The following is a 16764-nucleotide window of genomic DNA, read 5'->3' as shown; positions in this document are numbered from 1 at the left end:
TTCCGATGGCGGACGAGAAGGACACGGCGGCTGAAGCGCCGAAGAAGTCGAACAAGATGCTCATGATCATCATCGCCGCGGTGCTGGTCGTGCTGGTCGGCGGTGGCGCCGGAGCGTTCTTCATGCTGAAGGGCGACTCGGCGGAGGCGGCCGAGGAGCCGGTGAAGGGTGACGTGGCCGCGGTCGAGAACACCCTGACGGTGAACCTCGCGGACGGGCACTACCTGAAGTTCGGGTTCGCCCTGCAGCTGACCGAGGCGGCCGGCCACGACGGTGTCGACCTCAGCCAGGCGATGAACCTGGCGATCGAGACCTACACCGGCCGGGACATCGCGGAGTTCGCCACCGAGGAGAGCCGCAACGCGATCAAGGCCGAGTTCCTCGAGAAGGTCGAGAAGGCGTACGAGGCGGAAGAGCAGCAGATGGTCATGGACATCTACTACACCTCCTTCGTGACCCAGTAACGACAAGCGCCGAAACGGGCAGGTCCTCCACCGGGGGACCTGCCCATCGGCCGGAAAACTGGATGAAAACGCCGCCACGGCTCAGCGGTTCGGTAACTGAGCCGATGAGGACGACGTGACCACCGCTTCGCGTTCCCCCGGCAGGATGTCACGTCGCGGCCAAGGCGGAGGCCCGGCGCCGTACGACTTCCGCCGCCCGATCAAGCTTTCGCGTGAGCATGTCCGCACCCTGCAGATCGCCTTCGAGACGTACGCGCGAAGCTGCGGAACCCTGCTGACCACCCGGCTCAGGGCGGTCAGCAATGTCTCGTTGATCTCCATCGAGCAGCTGAACTACGACGAGTACGTCGCCTCGCTCGCCAACCCCACGATCATCGGCGTGGTCGTTCTGGACCCGCTCCCCGGCACGGTGCTGATGGAGATCGCGCAGTCGGCGGTGATGACCGCGATCGACCACATGCTCGGTGGCCCCGGCGGCACCCAGCCGGAGCGGCCGCTGACCGAGGTGGAGATGCCGCTGCTGCGCGGCCTGCTCGAGCGGATGCTGGGCGAATTGCGCTACGGCTTCGAGACGCTTGTCGACATCTCGCCGAAGCTCAAGGAGATCGAATACAACGCGCAGTTCCTGCGCGCGCACGCCCCGGGCGACGCCGTCGTGGTGGCCTCCTTCGAGACCAAGATCGGTGCCGAGGAGTGCATCGCCACCATCTGCCTGCCGTTCAACACGATCCTGCCGGTGCTCTCCCGGACCGAGACGATCGTGCTCAGCGCGGCCGAGCGGCAGGTACGCGACCGGGCCCTGCGCAACCTCACCGCCGGACTTTCCGCGGCTCCGATCGACGTAGCAGTGCGATTCCAGCCCATTCGGATGCGTACCGATGACATCGTGGATCTACGTCCGGGTGACGTCGTGCCGCTGGGGCATCCGACCAGCCGGCCTCTTGAGGTGACCGTCAACGACATCGTCTTCGGCCATGCCGTTCCCGGTAACCAAGGCGCCCGGCTCGCCTGTCTCGTCGTGCCGTCGCCCAACGAGCACTCGTCCAAGGAGTCTGGCCGCTCATGACCGCCCCCACCATCAACGCGCCGCAGCTGGCGCTCGCCCGGAACGCCGCCGAAGCCGCGCTGGCCGTCCTGCCCACCAGCCGGGCGCTGGTCGCCGCCGACCCGGTGGCCCCCGACGCCGGGACGGTGATCGACGGCCAAGCGATCACGGCGCGGTTCACCGGCGCGGCGTCCGGCGAGGTCGTCGTGGTGGTCGGCCAGGATCTGGCGGACGCGCTGCGGGAGAGCCCGCTCGGCGAACTGGATCTGACCGCCGCCGTCCGGCCGGCGCTGGAGGCGGCCGCCCGGGTCTTCGGTCCGGTGGTGCTCGACCCGGGCCAGCTGATGGAGCCCGAGGTCGCGCTCAGCGCGCTGGCCACCAAGGAGGGCGCGGTCGCGGTCCCCTTGCGGGACGACGAGGCGGTACGCGCGGTCGTCGCCCTCGCGCTGAGCCAGTGGCCCGGCGACGAGCCGCCGGCCGCGAGCCTGGCGCCGCAGACGACCCGGATGCCCGGCGGCGGCGCCCGCGGCGGTCTCGACATGCTGCACGACGTGGAGATGGAGGTCTCCGCCGAACTGGGCCGGACCAGGATGAGCGTCCGCGAGCTGCTGTCGCTGACACCCGGCGCGATCGTCGAGCTGGACCGGGCCGCGGGCAGTCCCGCCGACCTGCTGGTCAACGGCCGGCTGATCGCCCGTGGCGAGGTCGTGGTGGTGGACGAGAACTTCGGGATCCGGATCACCGAGATCGTCTCTCCCGGCACCGAGCGGGAGTAGTCGCCTTGATCGGGCTCGTCGTCCAGGTCGTCTTCTCGCTGCTGGTCGTCCTCTTCCTGATGTGGGGCCTGGCCAGGGTGCTGCGCCGCCCGTACGGCGGACGCGGCGCCGGACCGCTGGCGGTGCTGAACCGGGAGCAGCTCAGCCGCGGCTCGATGATCGCCGTGGTCCGGGTGGCCGACCGGGCGCTGGTGCTGGGCATCACCGAACAGCAGGTCAGCCTGCTCGGCGAGACCGAGCTCGACGCCTTCGAGACGGAACCGGCCGAGCACCGCGACGCGCTCGAGGTGGACGCCGTGACGCTGCCCGGCTGGCATCCGGTCGGCGTCGGCGGCCGGATGGACGACACACCGCGTACCTGGGTCTCACCGCTGGAGTTCCTCCGCGATCGGACGTCCCGCCGATGATGCGACGCGCGATCCTGCTGCTGATGCTGGGTGCCGGACTGGCCATGGTCCTGCTCCCGGCCGCAGCGTCCGCGCTACCCGGCGACTCGGCGGGCGTGGTTCTGGCTGCGCCGCAGGCACCGGCGCCGCCTTCGCCGCCCTCGATCAACATCGATATCAACGGTACGAATCCCGACGGCAGCCGCCCGGCGTCCTCCCTGGTGATCGTCCTCGGCCTGACGCTGCTCTCGGTCGCCCCGGCGCTGCTGCTGCTCTGCACCTGTTTCACCAAGGTCTTCATGGTGCTCGGCATCACCCGCAACGCGCTCGGCCTGACCAGCATGCCGCCCAACCAGGTGCTGGCCGGGCTGGCGCTGTTCCTGAGCCTGTTCATCATGGGCCCGACCGTCTCGGGCATCAACGAGCAGGGCGTGCAGCCCTATCTCGCCGGTGACAAGACGCAGTCGCAGGCGTTCCGGGACGGTGTCGAGCCGTTGCGCGAGTTCATGTACGACGTGACCCGCGAGGACGAGCTCGCCCTGCTGATCAAGGTGTCCGGCGAGGAGCGGCCGGCGAACATCGAGTCGGTGCCGCTGACCACGCTGGTCCCGGCCTTCATTCTCTCCGAGCTGCGGGCCGCCTTCATCATCGGCTTCGTCATCTTCATCCCGTTCCTCATCATCGACCTCGTGGTGTCGGCGTCCCTGATGTCGCTGGGCATGATGATGTTGCCCCCGGTGACCGTGGCGCTGCCGTTCAAGCTGCTGCTGTTCGTGCTGGTCAACGGCTGGAGTCTGATCATCACGGCCCTGGTCGGTTCGTACTGAGCCGATGAACTACGACGTGCCCATTGCGCAGCTCCTGGCGATCATGCTGGGAGCGGTACGAACGGGCGCGTGGATGATGATCTGCCCGCCGTTCAACTCGCGGCTCATCCCCGGGCCGGTCAAGGCGCTGCTCTCGGTCGGCTTCACCCTGCCGATGGCGCCGTACCTGCAGAGCACGATCCCCTCGCTGGAGACCGCGGACCTGATCGCCAGCGCCGCACTGCAGGTGTTCATCGGCGCCGGGCTGGGCTTCCTCACCGCCCTGCTGTTCGCCGCCATCCAGGCGGCTGGTGACCTGCTCGACCTGTTCGGCGGTTTCACGCTGGCCTCCGCATACGACCCGTTCTCGATGAGCCAGAGCTCGATCTTCGGCCGGTTCTACCAGCTCCTCGCGATCACCCTGCTCTTCGCCAGCGACGGGCACCAGCTCATCCTCCGGGGATTCCTGCAGAGCTTCCGTACGCTGCCGCTGGACACCACGTTCTCGATGGAGACCTTCAGCCGCCTGCTGGTCCGCGGCATCGGTGAGATGTTCCTGGCCGCGGTCCAGATCGCCGGGCCGCTGATCGCCGTGCTGTTCCTCGCCGACGTCGCGCTCGGCCTGCTCAACCGGGTGGCGCCCGCGCTCAACGCGTTCCAGCTCGGTTTCCCGGTGAAGATCTTCCTGGTGGTCACGCTCTCGGGCATCGCCATCGCGATGCTGCCGGGAATTCTCGACGTGCTGGTCGACAAGGCGGTCACCGCGGTGGTCCGGCTCAGCGGGGGTTGACCCGGAGCCGAAGAGGCGGAAAAGGGGGTGGGGAGATGTCTGGCGAGAAGACCGAGGAACCGACACAACAAAAGCTCAAGAAGGCCAAGCAAGAGGGCCAGATCGGGCGCAGTCAGGACCTCGGCGCCTGGGCCGGCATGCTGGCCGCCAGCATCATGCTGCCCCGCACGCTGCGCAACGCCATGGACCACGCCCGTGAGCTGATGACCAAGGTGCCGGACACCATCGCGAACCCGGATCCCGGCAAGACCCTCGCCATCCTCAAGGACGGCCTGCTCAGCGCCGCCTGGGCGGTGCTGCCGCTGGCGGTCACCATGATGGCGGTCGGCATCCTGGCGGCCGGCGCGCAGGGCGGCATCCGGGTGGCGACCAAGCTGTTCATCCCCAAGTTCAACCGGTTGAACCCGTTCAGCGGGATCAAGCGCATGCTCGGCCCGCAGGCGCTCTGGGAGGGCGTCAAGGCCCTGGTGAAGACGATCGTTCTCGGCACGGTCCTCTACTTCACCATGAAGGACATCGTGCCGGTGCTCATGACGGCCGGCCAACTCCCGCTCACCTCACTGCTCTCCACGGTCACCGACGCCTCGATCCAGCTGATCCGGGCGGCCGCGGTAGCCGGCCTGGTGATGGCGGCGGCCGACTACTTCGTGGTCCGCCGGCGCACCAAGAAGCAGCTGCGGATGAGCAAGGAAGAGGTCAAGCAGGAGCACAAGAACACCGAGGGCGATCCGCTGGTCAAGGCCCAGATCCGGGCCAAGCAGATGGCCATGGCCCGCAATCGGCAGATGGCGGACGTGCCCACCGCGGACGTGGTGGTGGTCAACCCGGTGCACGTCGCCGTCGCGCTGCGGTACGACCCGGAGAAGGGTGCCCCTCGGGTGGTGGCGAAGGGCAAGGGGCCGCTGGCCGCGAAGATCCGCCAGCTCGCCACCGAGAACCGGGTGCCGATGGTGCAGGACGTCGCCCTGGCCCGGGCGCTGAACTCCAGCGTCGAGATCGGCCAGGAGATTCCGGCGGAGTTCTTCGCCGCGGTGGCGAAGGTGCTGGCGTTCGTGATGAGCCTGAAGGCACGTGGTGCGGCTGCTGGTTTGCACCGCAACCCGAACCCCACCCCAGCTATGGCATAACCGAAATTCAGGAGATTTCCTCACATCGCGGTGCAAGAGCAGGGAAGATCGGTGCGTGGCGGTGCCACAGCGGCCTGGTGTGACGGCGGAAGATCGCCGGACGGAACGACGCCCGAGCGGCGGCGGCTGGGCCTGGATGGCAACCGGACTGCCCGTGCTCGGAAGGTGCCGTGAAGATACAGAACATCAGCAGGTTTGCCGTACCCGTCGGGGTCATCGGCATCATCATCATGATGGTCGTCCCTCTGCCGACCTTCCTGCTGGACCTGCTGATCGCCGTGAACATCACGATGGCCCTGCTGGTCCTGCTGGTCAGCATGTTCGTTCAGAAGCCACTCGACTTCGCGGTCTTCCCGGCCCTTCTGCTGGTGCTCACCCTCTTCCGGCTGGCGCTCAACATCAGTGCCACCCGGCTGGTGCTGCGCGACGGCGACGCCGGCAAGGTGATCCACGCGTTCGGCAGCTTCGTCGTCGGTGGCAACCTGGTCATCGGTCTGGTGATCTTCTCGATCCTGGTCATCGTCCAGATGATCGTGGTGACCAAGGGTGCCGAGCGGGTCGCCGAGGTCGGCGCCCGGTTCACGCTCGACGCCATGCCCGGCAAGCAGATGGCGATCGACGCCGACCTCAACGCCGGCCTCATCGACGACGCCGAGGCGAAGAAGCGCCGGGCCGAGGTCGCTGCCGAGGCCGACTTCTACGGCGCCATGGACGGTGGTTCCAAGTTCGTCAAGGGCGACGCCATCGCGGCCATCATCATCACGCTGATCAACCTGATCGGCGGCTTCGCGGTCGGCATCCTGCAGGCCGGGATGGCGCCGGTCGACGCGATGAACCACTACAGCATGCTGAGCATCGGCGACGGCCTGGTTTCGCAGATCCCCGCCCTGCTGCTGTCGGTCGCCACCGGTCTGATCGTGACCCGCTCGGCGACCTCCGGCGACATGGGGCAGAGCGTCACCACGCAGCTCAGCCAGAACAAGCTCGCCCTGCGCATCGGCGGTGGCGCGGCCCTCGCGCTGTGCGTCATCCCCGGCCTGCCGAAGCTGCCCTTCCTGGTGGTCGGCGCGTCCGTGCTGGCCATCGCCCACCGGATCAAGGATCCGGTGCCGGAGGCGATCGAGGCGGCCGCCGCCGAAGCGGTCGAGATGCCGTCCCCGGACTCGCCCGAACAGCTGCTCGGCGAGATGCGGATCGACCCGCTGGAACTCGCCCTGGCGCCGGACCTGGTCGACCTGGTCGACGCCAGCAGCGGGGACCTGCTGGACCGGGTCCGCGCTCTGCGCCGCAAGATGGCGATGGAACTGGGCGTCATCATGCCGCCGGTCCGCACCCGGGACGACTTGGATCTGCCGCTTTCCTCGTACGCGATCCGTATTTCCGGTGTTGATGCCGGCGCCGGACAGGCGCCGCCGGGCACCGTGCTGGCCATCGGCGAGGGGTTGCAGGCACTTCCCGGCCGTGCCGGGGTGGAGCCGGTCTTCGGCCTGGCCGGCAAGTGGGTCCCGGCCGAGATGCACTACCAGGCAGAACTCTCCGGCGCGACGGTGGTGGACCGAGCGTCGGTGATCATCACGCACCTGGCCGAGATCGTCCGGACCAACGCCAGCCGCCTGCTCGGCCGGGAGGACGTCCGCGCGCTGAGCGAGATGGTGAAACGAACCCATCCGGTCGTGGTCGAGGAACTGACCCCGGCGCTGCTCAGCCTCGGCCAGGTGCAGAAGGTGCTGCAGGCGCTGCTGGACGAGGGGGTGCCGATCCGCGACCTGGTCCGGATCTTCGAGGCACTCTCACTGCGGGCGAAGATCTCGATGGATCACGACAGCCTGGTCGAGGCCGCCCGGGGCGCGCTCGGCCCGGCCATCGCCGCCCAGTACGCGACGGCCGGCCGGCTCACCGTGATCACGCTGGACCCGATGCTCGAGCAGGGACTGCTCGAATCGTTGCGACCCAGCGACACCGGCGCCTTCATGGCGATCGACGGCATGCGTGCCGAGGCGATCGTCAGCGAGGCCAGCCGGCTCGCCGAGGCCGCGGAGCAGCAGGGACTCAATCCGGTCCTGGCTTGCTCACCACAACTGCGGCTGCCGCTGATGCGGCTGCTGCGGGCCGGCTCCCGCCGGGTGCAGGTGCTGTCGTACAGCGAAATCTCTGGTTCCACCGCACAGATCGAGACGATAGGGGTGGTGAACGGTGCCTACGCGGGTGCTGCTTGAGGGACCGGCCATCGAGCCACTGCTGGCTCAGGTACGTGACGAGTACGGCTCGAGCGTGCGGATTATTTCCGCCGACAAGGTACGAAGCGGTGGTATCGGCGGCTTCTTCGCGAAGCAGCACTACGAGCTCTCCGTCGAGGTACCGGATGCTAACGAGGAGAGTGATGACATGGCGCAACAAACCGTCGCCCAGAACGGCACGAACAGCTTCGAGCGCCTGCTGGAACAGGCCGAGTCGCAGGACCGCGTGTCCACCGAGGGCCCACCGTCCCACCGGGCCCGGCAGGAGAGCCGCGACGCCGGCATGGGTGACACCGGCGCCGCGTTCGCCGAGCTGATGGCGGGGCTGGACGTGGCCACCCACATGAGCGGCAGCGCCCAGCACCGCCCGGCGGCCCGGCCCCGCCAGAACGAGGCCCGCGAGGAGACGCCGATGGTCCGCCCGTTCCGGCCCGCCGCCGCGGGCGGCTCAGCGGTGAACGCCGGCCACCGGCCGCTGCCCGCCGCGCTGCCGACCGCACCGAGCTTCCCCGCCCGGCCGACACCGCCCGTCGCGGAGCGCGAGGAACCCCGCGAGCCGAGCCCGCCGATCCGCGCGTCCCGGGCTGCCGCACCCACACCGGTCCGGCCCACCGAACCCGCCCCGGCGCCGCCGCGCGCGGCCACCGCGTTCAGCCCGGCACCGGCCCGGTCCGCCGCCGAGGTGTACGGGCTCGACGAGTCGACACCGATCTCACCCGCAGCCCCGGCGGAGCCGCCGGTCGCGGTGGCACCGGCCGTCGCGCCGGCGACACGGGAGACCGATCTCGACCCGGTGCAGCGGAACCTGATCTCGGTCGGGATGCCCGAGGCCATGGCCCGCAAGATCACGGGCGGGGACACGTACGCCGGCGTGCTCAGCGTTCTCGCCGCCCGCCCGGCCGCGCCCGGCATCCCCGACGGTCCCGGTGAGATCCTGGTGCTGGCCGGCGAGGTGCACACCGCCGTACCGATCGCCAAGCAGCTGCTCGAACAGATCCACGTGGACCAGACCCACCTGCTCCTCGCCGGGCCCTCCACGGCCGGCACCGGGCTGCACTCGTCCCGGCTCATCTCCAGCCGGAGCGCCGCGGAATCCCGCTCCGAGAAGCTGCAGAGCTCGGAGCACCCATGGGTCGTGGTGATCGACGCGCCGGTCGGCGGCACCGACCCGTTCTGGGTCAACGACATGTGCGACGCGCTCGGCGCGACCGCGCTCTGGGCCGTCGTCGACGCCACCCGCAAGACCGCGGACACCGCCCGTCACCTGCGCAGTCTCGGGGATGTGGAGTCGTTGGTCGTACACAGTGTGGAGCTCACCTCGGACCCGGCCTCGGTGCTCGGTCTCGATGTGCCGATCTTCTCGCTGGACGGCAAGCCGGCCACGCCGCACGCCTGGGCGGCCATGCTCTGCGCCCGGATCGCGGCCGAGGTCATGCCGTCCGCGGCGATGCCCCGCCGGGGCAGCCGCGCCGCCCGCCGATGATCAGACCGTCGGTTCTGCTGTTCGCGCTGCTGATGAGCGCGCCGGCCTGGTACCGCCTGGTGCTCGACGAGATCGACATCATGCAGGTGCTGATCCGGTTCCTCATCGCGGTGCCGATCGCCGCGGTGCTGCTGGCCGGATTCCGGTTCATCATCGGCGGATACCGGACTGCGGCGGAACCGGCGGCGACCCCGGTGACACCGGAACCGTTCGAATCGTCGGAGCCGGACAAGTCACCCTGAAATGCCTAACGGCGCCGGCCCACCGTGTGTGGGCCGGCGCCGTCGTGTTCGCTCAGGCGCGGATGTCCAGGCGGCCGTCCGGGACGGCACGCCGGGTGGCGCCGGGGGCCGGCTCGGCGGGAACGTCACTGCCGCCGGACTGCGGACCGGTACGCCGGCCCAGCGCCCCGGCCTCCGCGAACTGTTGCCGAGCCTGCTGCTGGGCGTTGCCCTGGCGCAGGTCGAGCGAACAGTTCCCGAAACCGGAGTCCTCCAGCTCGCGGCGCAACTCGTCGAGGGACGAGCGCAGCGCCTCGGTGCCGGCCTCGGTGCCGCCGGTGAGCTGGACGCTGATGTCGCCGTTGCGGATCTCCGCCACCACCTGCACCGGTCCGAGGTCGAGCGGGTGCAGTTGCACGGTGAGCCGGTGGATGCCGTCGGCGTCCAGCCGCAGCGGGGCGATCCGCATGGCCACCTGGGCGGCCGGCGGCGTCGGCACGGCGGGCGCGGGCGGCGGCGGGGCCGACGGCGCAGGAGCCGGGGCGGTGGGAGCCGCAGCCTGCGGGCCGCCGACACCGGCCGGCGCCGGGGTGCCTGGAGTGCCGGGCGTCGCGGATGCGGCGGCCTCGGCCGGCGCGGTCAGCGGAACGCCGGTGGGCAGGCCGGTCGGGGCGGCGGCCGGTTCCGGAGCCGCTTCGGCGGCGGGGAACGGCTGGGCGCCGCCACCGGCGGACCCGTTCGGAGAGCCTCCGGTGTCGGCGCCGGTGTCCGGCGTCGCGGTGGCGGTGGTCTCGGCGGCCGGGGTGGTTCCCGCGGTCTCCGGTGTCGTGGCGGCGGTGGTCTCGACGGGCACCGGAGTGGTCGGGGCCGCTTCGGCCGGTGTGGCCAGCGCGGCGGGCCGGACCGGAACGTCGGTCACCACCGGGGCCGGGGTGCCGGCCTGAACCGGGCCGGCGGTGCTCTGTCCGGGGGGAGCGGCGGGAGAAGCGGCAGCGGCCTGCCCGGTGATGCCGGCGGCCTGAGCAACGGTCCCGGCCTGGTCCGCGGAAACGGCCTGACTTGCGGCCCCGGCCTGATTCGCGGGCCCAGCCTGGCCCGCGGCAAGGGCCTGGCCAGCGGCAACAGCCGGGTTCGCAACAGCCGGGTCCGCAACAGCCTGGCCCGTGACACTCTGGCCGGCGACACCAGCCTGGCCCGCCGCAGCGGCCTGGTCGGCACCGGCAGCGGGGTTCTGCGCAACGGTCGCCGTCTGGTCGCCGGCCGGCGTTGCGGCCGCGGCGATGTCCGGCACCGGGCTCACGACCGGCGCCGCCACACCTTCGACAGTCAGAGCCTCGGACGGTACGGCCGTCGCGCCACCCTCACCACCGGTGAGAGCCGGGTCGACCGCCACTACGGCCGGCGTCACAGGGACTGCCGCCGCAACACCGGTCGCGGCCGGGGTGGCCTCTTCATCGACCGGGCGGTTACGCGGCTTCACCGCGCTCTCCTGCTCCTTGCCGGCGCGGTCCGTGGTCGTGGGCTCGCGCTCCTGGTCACGTCGGGCGGCGGAGCGCTCGGCGGCCCGCATCCCGGCAGCCTTGTCGGCCCGCCGATCCGCGGTGTTGCGCTGCTCGGCACTGCGCTCGGCAGTGGCCCGCGCGGCGTTCCGGTCGGCCATCGCCCGATTGGCGGCACTCCGCTCGGTGGTGACACGCTGCCCAGCCGCGCGCTCGGCGGCAGCCCGCTCGGTGGCGGCCCGCTCAGCGGCGGCCCGCTCAGCCTGACGGCCCGCGGCACCGCGCTGCTCGTCGCCACGCGCCGCCCGCCGGTCAGCGCCACGCTCAGCAGCGAGGTCAGCGGCCCGATCCGCAGCAGCAGCCCGCCCGGCAACGGCAGCCCGGTCGGCGGCAGCAGCCCGGGCAGCAACAGCAGCCCGGTCAGCAAGCCCGCTCAATTCCCGGCCGGATGCCCCGGAAGACCGAGCACCCCGAGCCGGCGCATCCTGGCCTTCGTCGTCACCCGGCCGGCCCAGCTCGGCCGACAGCGCCGAACCGAAGTCCGCCCCGCCTTCCTCGCGTCGCCCGCCCGGACGGCGGTTCGTCTCGGCCACCGGCCGGCGGTCGGGACCCGTCACAGAACTCGGCGTGGTCATGCGGTCTCCCTGCTGCTTTCGACGATGGACTGCTGGAGGTGGAGGGCGGGGATCAGCCGCCGAGCGCGGCCAGGGCCTTCTGCACCTTCGGGACGTACGCCTGGGTCTCACTGAACGGCGGGATCCCGTCGTACTTGTGCACCGCCCCGCCACCCGCGTTGTACGCGGCCAGGGCCAGCGGCACCGACTTGAACTCCCGCAGATGCTTGCTGAGCAGCTTCGCCGCCCCGTTCACGGCCTGCGCCGGGTCGAACGCGTCGTCGACCCCGAGCCCCCGTGCGGTGCCCGGCATGAGCTGCATCAAACCTTGGGCGCCGGCCTTGCTGACGGCCTGCGGGTTGTAGCCGGACTCCACCTTCGCTACCGCGGCGAGCAGCTTCGGCGAGACGCCGTGGCGGGCGCCGGCCGCTTCGAACAACTCCGCGTACGGCACCCCGCTCAAGCCACCGGACGAGCGCAGACCGGCCGGCCGCAGCGCGGACATGTCCTGCACCGCAGCGGCGGGCACGGTGTCCAGGACGCGACGGATCGCGACCGGCTTCTCGTACACATTCTGGATCTTGACCTGATCGCCGGGCTTCGGCGCCGCGATCATCCTGTTGTCACCGAGGTAGATGGCGACGTGGTCGACCGGCGAGTTGAACGCCAGGATGTCGCCCGGCTTGGCCTCGGCCATGCTCGCCACCGGGCGCCCGGCGCGGGCCTGCTGCCCCGACGTGCGCGGCAACTCGACGCCGAGGTCCTGGTAGGCGCGCTGGACCAGCGCCGAGCAGTCCAGGCCCTTGGCCGGATCGGTGCTGCCGAACACATACGGCGTACCCAGGTACTTCTTGGCCGCCGCCACCACGTCGTCCCCGTTCGGGCCGACGGTGCCGGACAGCGCCGAGCCGGTCCGGGTCGCGTCGGCGAGAGCAGAGGCGAACTTGGTTCCGGAAGTGGCCGCGGCCGGAGCCGGGTTGAGGCCGAGCTGGTCCTGCAGCTCCGAGATGCGGGACAGAACCCCACTCACACCCAACGTCATACTTCGCTCCCGTTCGTCTCGGCGGCATCTGACTTGGCGACACTTCCGGCGGCTTGCCGTGCTTTCGAGGTGATCGCCAACTCGTCGAGGTTGGCCTGGTCGACACGCAGGTCGTGAGCGCGCACGGTGGCGGCGTGCCGCTCCGCCATCATCTCCACGGCCCGGCGCCGCTTGGCGGCGTCGGCGAGCGCGGCGACCTTCTCCCGCTCGACCTCTTCGGCATCGGTGACCATGCGCTGAGCCCCGAACAGCCCGGCCGCCAGCGACTGCCGTGCCACCAGCGACGCGACCATCGCCCGCGCGGTCCCCTCGGTCGGCGCCGCGGATCCGACCAGGTCCAGCTTGCGGCGCCTCAGCAGAGCCTCAGCTTCCCGAATGTCAGCGCGGGACTGCATCACCGCACCACGAGCGGCGTCCTCCTGCGCCTTGCGGGCGCGAAGCACAGATCCAAGTCGGAACAGGCGATTCACGTGGGCCTCCTAGCGGGGCCGTGGGGCCCTCACATGACCGCTTCGGCCTGCCCCGGTCTCCGCTGAGCCCCTGCACCCGCCTTGCTACCCATCCGCCACCAGCGATGCGTCAAGCGCGCGCCCAGAGCCAAACCCCAGCGATGTACGAACATCGAGTCCCACCCCGACCGTCCCGCGACCAAGCACGCCCCGCGGCCCCCGACGCGGCCGCCGGGCTCACCCACCGCCCCAGCTCACCCCACCCCCCGCCGCGCCCTCCACGCCACGCCTGGCCTGGCCTGGTCACAAGCTGACCGTGAGCGGGGGTCTGCACGCCGGCGGCGCGACTGTGCCGGGCCAGTCGGCTGGCGGGTCGGGCTGACGCTGAGCGCTGCTTCCCGCGCCGCGAAGCGACGCTGCTGGTCAGCCGGCCTGTCGGGGCTGACGCTGAGCGCTGCTTCCCGTGCCGCGAAGCGACGCTGCTGGTCAGCCGGCCCGTCGGGGCTGACGCTGAGCGCTGCTTCCCGCGCCGCGAAGCGACACCGCTGGTCAGCCGGCCTGTCGGGGCTGACGCTGAGCGTTGCTTCCGGCGTCGGGAAGCAGCTCTGGTGGTCAGCTGGGGTTGGGGTGAGCGGGACCGGGAGGGTGAGCCCGGCGGGGGCGCTGGGGCATTGAGTGGCTGCTGGGTCGCTGGGGTAGTGGGGGACTTTTCGTCGCGCGTACCCCTCAGGTTGTTGCTATCAATGCGCGCAGCGCGGCCCAGGCATCGTCGGCGGTGACGCGTTCGTCCAGGTCTTGGCGGAGGAAGGCGCCGATTTGGGGCCAGGCGGCGTTGGCGCGGTCGGCCTCCGGATTGGTGCCGGGGACGTAGGCGCCGATTTCTACCAGTTCACGGACTTCGCGGTGGGCGGCCATCAGGCGGCGCAACTCGGTGGCGTCGGCGCGCTGCTGCGGGGTGGTGATTTTGTTGGCTACGCGAGAGATCGAGTCGAGTGCCTGGATGCTGGGGAAATGTCCGGCGGTGGCCAGTTTGCGGTCGAGGACGATATGGCCGTCGAGGATCGAGCGGGCGGCGTCGGCGATGGGCTCGTTGTGGTCGTCGCCCTCCACCAGCACCGTGTAAAGGCCGGTGATGCTGCCTCGCGCGCCCGGGCCGGCACGTTCCAGCAGCGAGGCGAGCATCGCGAAAACTGACGGAGGGTAACCGCGGGTGGCGGGTGGCTCGCCTACCGAGAGGCCTACCTCACGCTGGGCCATCGCTGCGCGGGTCACGCTGTCCATCATCAGGAGTACGTCGGAGCCCTCGTCGCGGTAGTACTCGGCGATCCGGGTGGCGACCGCGCCGGCGCGGAGCCGGACCAGCGGTGGGGTGTCCGAGGTGGCGATCACGACGACCGAGCGGGCCAGACCCTCCGGGCCGAGGTCGTGCTCGATGAACTCGCGCACCTCGCGGCCGCGTTCGCCTACCAGGGCCACCACGTTCAGCTCCGCCGAGGTGCCGCGGGTGATCATGCTCATCAGGGTGGACTTGCCGACGCCGGAGCCGGCGAAGATGCCGATGCGCTGGCCGCGGCCGCAGGGGACGAGGGTGTCGAGTACGCGTACGCCGAGCGACATCGGCTTGTCGACCAGCTGCCGCTCCATCGCCGAGGGTGGCGCCGCGTCGATGCCGACCAGTTCGCCGCGCAGCGGTGGTCCGCCGTCCATCGGGCGGCCCAGGCCGTCCAGGATGCGCCCGCGCAGGTCCGGCCCGACCGCGATGCGCAACGGACCGCCCGTGCTCACCGCCGGTGTCCCGGCGCCGATCCCGGCGACCGGCCCCAGCGGCAGGCAGGAGAGCCGTTCCCCGTCGAGAGCCGCCACCTCGGCGAACACCGCGTCCGGACCGTCGCCGATGCGCAGCAGGTCACCGACCCGGGCCTCCAGGCCGCTCACTGTCACCCGGAGCCCGACCGCGCCGGTCACCCGGCCGCTGACCAGGGGGCGCGCGGCGACGATCGCGTTGTGCAGGCGATGCTGGAAGACGTCGGTCACGGTTGTCCTTTCCGGCCCGCGCGGACGGCGGACCACGCGCAGACGCAGGCCCGCGCGGACCGCGGGCCCGCGCTCAGAGGCGCAGCGCCTCCCGGGCCCGGCTCATCGCCGCCTCGATGGTCGCGTCCACGGTCGCCGTGCCGGTCTCGGCCGTGGCGTCACCGGGCTGCAGGCGGGGGTCGGGTCGCAAGGTGATCCGGCGGCCCTCGTAGTCGAAGTCACCGGCGGGCGCGTCGCCGACCAGCGTCTGATAGTCGTCCGGGTGCAGGCTCACGGTCACCTCGCCCTGTTCCGGCGCGGCGCTCATGGCCCGGCGCAGCGCGTCGGCGCCCCGCTCCGGATCGTCGCGCAGGGTCCGCCCGATGATCGCTTCGGCCAGCTCGTACGCGCTGGCCAGCACGACCTCCTGCAGCTCGGAGAAGGTCGGCATGAGCTGGTTCTCGATCTCGGTGACCGCACGGCCGAGGGCGTTCACCGCACTGGCCAGGGCGGCGGCGCGGCGACGGTCGTACGCCTCCTCGGCCAGAAGCGCGCGTGCCGTGGCAGCCTCAGCGGCGGCCACGGCGTCACGCTTTCCCTGCGCCCATCCTTCGGCGTATCCGGTCGTACGGGCCTGCTGTTTCGCCTGCTCGGTGGCCTCGTTGTCGATCGGCTCCGGGTGGCGCAGGTCCACGGCGAACCGGGCGGCGGTGGCGTTCTCCGCCACCGCCCCGCGGATGACCGGCCGGTCAGGCAATGAGTTCATCTGCCTCGCCACCGCGCTGGATCTCGATCTGGCCGGAGTCCTCGAGGGTGCGGATGACACCGACGATCTTCGCCTGCGACTCCTCGACCATCTTCACCTTGACCGGGCCGAGCAGGTCCATCTCCTCGAGCAGGTTCTCGCGACCCCGCTCGGACAGGTTCTTGGTGACCTTGTCGCGTACGCCCTCCGGCACACCCTTGAGCGCGGTGGCCAGGTCGGCCGGCTCCACCTGGCGCAGGATGAGCTGAACCGCCCGATCCTCCAGGTTGATGATGTCCTCGAACATGAACATCCGGCGCCGGATCTCCTCGGCCAGCTCCGGACTGCGGGCGTCCAGGGCTTCGAGGATGAGCCGCTCGGTGGTGCGGTCCGCCCGGTTGATGATGTCCACCAGCGGCTGCAGACCGCCGACCGTGGAGAGCTCGTCGGGCTGGAGCACGCTGGAGAGCTTGCGCTGCAGGGCGCTCTCGACCTGCCGGATGATGTCCGGCGAGGTCCGGTCCATGATCGCGATGCGGTGCGCCACCTCGGTCTGCACCTCCAGCGGCAGGCCGGCCAGGATCGAGGAGGCCAGCCCGGAGGGGATGTGCGCCAGCACCAGGGCGATGGTCTGCGGGTGCTCGTACTGGACGTACGAGAGGAGCTGCCGTGGATCCGCGTTGCTGAGGAAGTTGAACGGGATGTCGTTCATCGACGCCTCGAGCCGGTCCAGGATGAGCGCCGCCCGATCCTTGCCGAGCGACGCCTCCAACAGCTCCCGGGCGTAGTCCATGCCGCCCGACCCGGCGTACCGGGTGGTGGCCATGGCGTAGAACTCGTCCATCACGTCGTCGACCTGGACCGGGTCGAGCTTGCCGAGGCGGGCCACCTCGGCGGACAGCAGCTCGACCTCTTTCTCGGTCATGTTGGCCAGCACCTGCGCGGATTGTTCCTTGCCGAACTGGACCAGCATTATCGCGGCCTTGCGCACGCCCGTCATCGACAGCGTGGTGAGCGCAGGTGTGGTCAACGGGTACTCCTCGTCTTTTACGCGTGGGGGTGTGAGA

The 16764-nt window shown here is 70.8% G+C and carries 16 protein-coding genes; 10 read left to right on the top strand and 6 right to left on the bottom strand.

Annotated features, from left to right (window positions below; all coding sequences use genetic code 11):
- Nucleotides 1-5 precede the first annotated feature (5 nt).
- The 10 genes from OHA21_RS36045 to OHA21_RS36000 all read left to right on the top strand — a co-directional run bounded on the left by OHA21_RS36045 (nucleotide 6) and on the right by OHA21_RS36000 (nucleotide 9356).
- Nucleotides 6-464: a flagellar basal body-associated FliL family protein gene (locus OHA21_RS36045; RefSeq protein WP_328462745.1), complete on the top strand. Its 459-nt coding sequence runs from the start codon at nucleotides 6-8 to the stop codon at nucleotides 462-464.
- A gap of 115 nt (nucleotides 465-579) precedes the next feature.
- A complete protein-coding gene (locus OHA21_RS36040; protein WP_328462743.1) occupies nucleotides 580-1530 on the top strand; it encodes a flagellar motor switch protein FliM in 951 nt (316 codons plus the stop codon).
- Nucleotides 1527-2285 (top strand): flagellar motor switch protein FliN, encoded by a 759-nt coding sequence (fliN, locus tag OHA21_RS36035; RefSeq protein ID WP_328462741.1) that lies wholly within the window; start codon nucleotides 1527-1529, stop codon nucleotides 2283-2285. The genes OHA21_RS36040 and fliN overlap by 4 nt, the downstream gene beginning before the upstream one ends.
- 5 nt (nucleotides 2286-2290) lie before the next feature.
- A complete protein-coding gene (locus OHA21_RS36030; RefSeq protein WP_328462739.1) occupies nucleotides 2291-2692 on the top strand; it encodes a FliO/MopB family protein in 402 nt (133 codons plus the stop codon).
- Nucleotides 2689-3498: a flagellar type III secretion system pore protein FliP gene (gene fliP / locus OHA21_RS36025; RefSeq protein WP_328462737.1), complete on the top strand. Its 810-nt coding sequence runs from the start codon at nucleotides 2689-2691 to the stop codon at nucleotides 3496-3498. The genes OHA21_RS36030 and fliP overlap by 4 nt, the downstream gene beginning before the upstream one ends.
- 4 nt (nucleotides 3499-3502) lie before the next feature.
- The gene (locus OHA21_RS36020) at nucleotides 3503-4267 is read left to right on the top strand and encodes a flagellar biosynthetic protein FliR (RefSeq protein WP_328462735.1); all 765 of its coding nucleotides are present in this window, start codon (nucleotides 3503-3505) and stop codon (nucleotides 4265-4267) included.
- 35 nt (nucleotides 4268-4302) lie between these two features.
- A complete protein-coding gene (locus OHA21_RS36015; RefSeq protein ID WP_328462733.1) occupies nucleotides 4303-5394 on the top strand; it encodes an EscU/YscU/HrcU family type III secretion system export apparatus switch protein in 1092 nt (363 codons plus the stop codon).
- A gap of 170 nt (nucleotides 5395-5564) precedes the next feature.
- Nucleotides 5565-7610 carry a flagellar biosynthesis protein FlhA gene (gene flhA, locus OHA21_RS36010; RefSeq protein ID WP_328462731.1) on the top strand — a complete coding sequence of 682 codons (2046 nt, stop codon included), beginning with the start codon at nucleotides 5565-5567 and terminating at the stop codon, nucleotides 7608-7610.
- Nucleotides 7600-9114, top strand: coding sequence for a hypothetical protein (locus OHA21_RS36005; protein ID WP_328462729.1), 1515 nt, complete (start codon nucleotides 7600-7602; stop codon nucleotides 9112-9114). Before flhA ends, OHA21_RS36005 begins: the two co-directional genes overlap by 11 nt.
- Nucleotides 9111-9356, top strand: a complete 246-nt coding sequence (locus OHA21_RS36000) for a hypothetical protein (protein WP_328462727.1) — start codon at nucleotides 9111-9113, stop codon at nucleotides 9354-9356. Before OHA21_RS36005 ends, OHA21_RS36000 begins: the two co-directional genes overlap by 4 nt.
- A gap of 52 nt (nucleotides 9357-9408) precedes the next feature.
- Here OHA21_RS36000 and OHA21_RS35995 read toward each other — a convergent pair whose 3' ends face one another.
- From OHA21_RS35995 to fliG, 6 genes are all read right to left on the bottom strand, one after another.
- Nucleotides 9409-11469, bottom strand: a complete 2061-nt coding sequence (locus OHA21_RS35995; protein ID WP_328462725.1) for a flagellar hook-length control protein FliK — start codon at nucleotides 11467-11469, stop codon at nucleotides 9409-9411.
- Between the two features lie 52 nt (nucleotides 11470-11521).
- Complete coding sequence (locus OHA21_RS35990) at nucleotides 11522-12490, bottom strand: transglycosylase SLT domain-containing protein (RefSeq protein WP_328462723.1); 969 nt, start codon at nucleotides 12488-12490, stop codon at nucleotides 11522-11524.
- Complete coding sequence (locus OHA21_RS35985; protein WP_328462719.1) at nucleotides 12487-12960, bottom strand: cell envelope biogenesis protein TolA; 474 nt, start codon at nucleotides 12958-12960, stop codon at nucleotides 12487-12489. Before OHA21_RS35985 ends, OHA21_RS35990 begins: the two co-directional genes overlap by 4 nt.
- Nucleotides 12961-13665: 705 nt before the next feature.
- Nucleotides 13666-14973 carry a FliI/YscN family ATPase gene (locus OHA21_RS35980; protein WP_328462717.1) on the bottom strand — a complete coding sequence of 436 codons (1308 nt, stop codon included), beginning with the start codon at nucleotides 14971-14973 and terminating at the stop codon, nucleotides 13666-13668.
- Nucleotides 14974-15046: 73 nt separating this feature from the next.
- On the bottom strand, nucleotides 15047-15718 hold the full coding sequence (locus OHA21_RS35975; protein ID WP_328462715.1) for a FliH/SctL family protein: 672 nt from the start codon (nucleotides 15716-15718) through the stop codon (nucleotides 15047-15049).
- Nucleotides 15702-16727 (bottom strand): flagellar motor switch protein FliG, encoded by a 1026-nt coding sequence (gene fliG, locus OHA21_RS35970; protein WP_328462713.1) that lies wholly within the window; start codon nucleotides 16725-16727, stop codon nucleotides 15702-15704. Before fliG ends, OHA21_RS35975 begins: the two co-directional genes overlap by 17 nt.
- Nucleotides 16728-16764 lie beyond the last annotated feature (37 nt).

It is taken from the genome of Actinoplanes sp. NBC_00393, from assembly GCF_036053395.1.
Lineage (GTDB): Bacteria > Actinomycetota > Actinomycetes > Mycobacteriales > Micromonosporaceae > Actinoplanes.
Note: the sequence above shows the minus strand (reverse complement) of the source record. Positions and strands in the feature narration are given on the sequence as shown.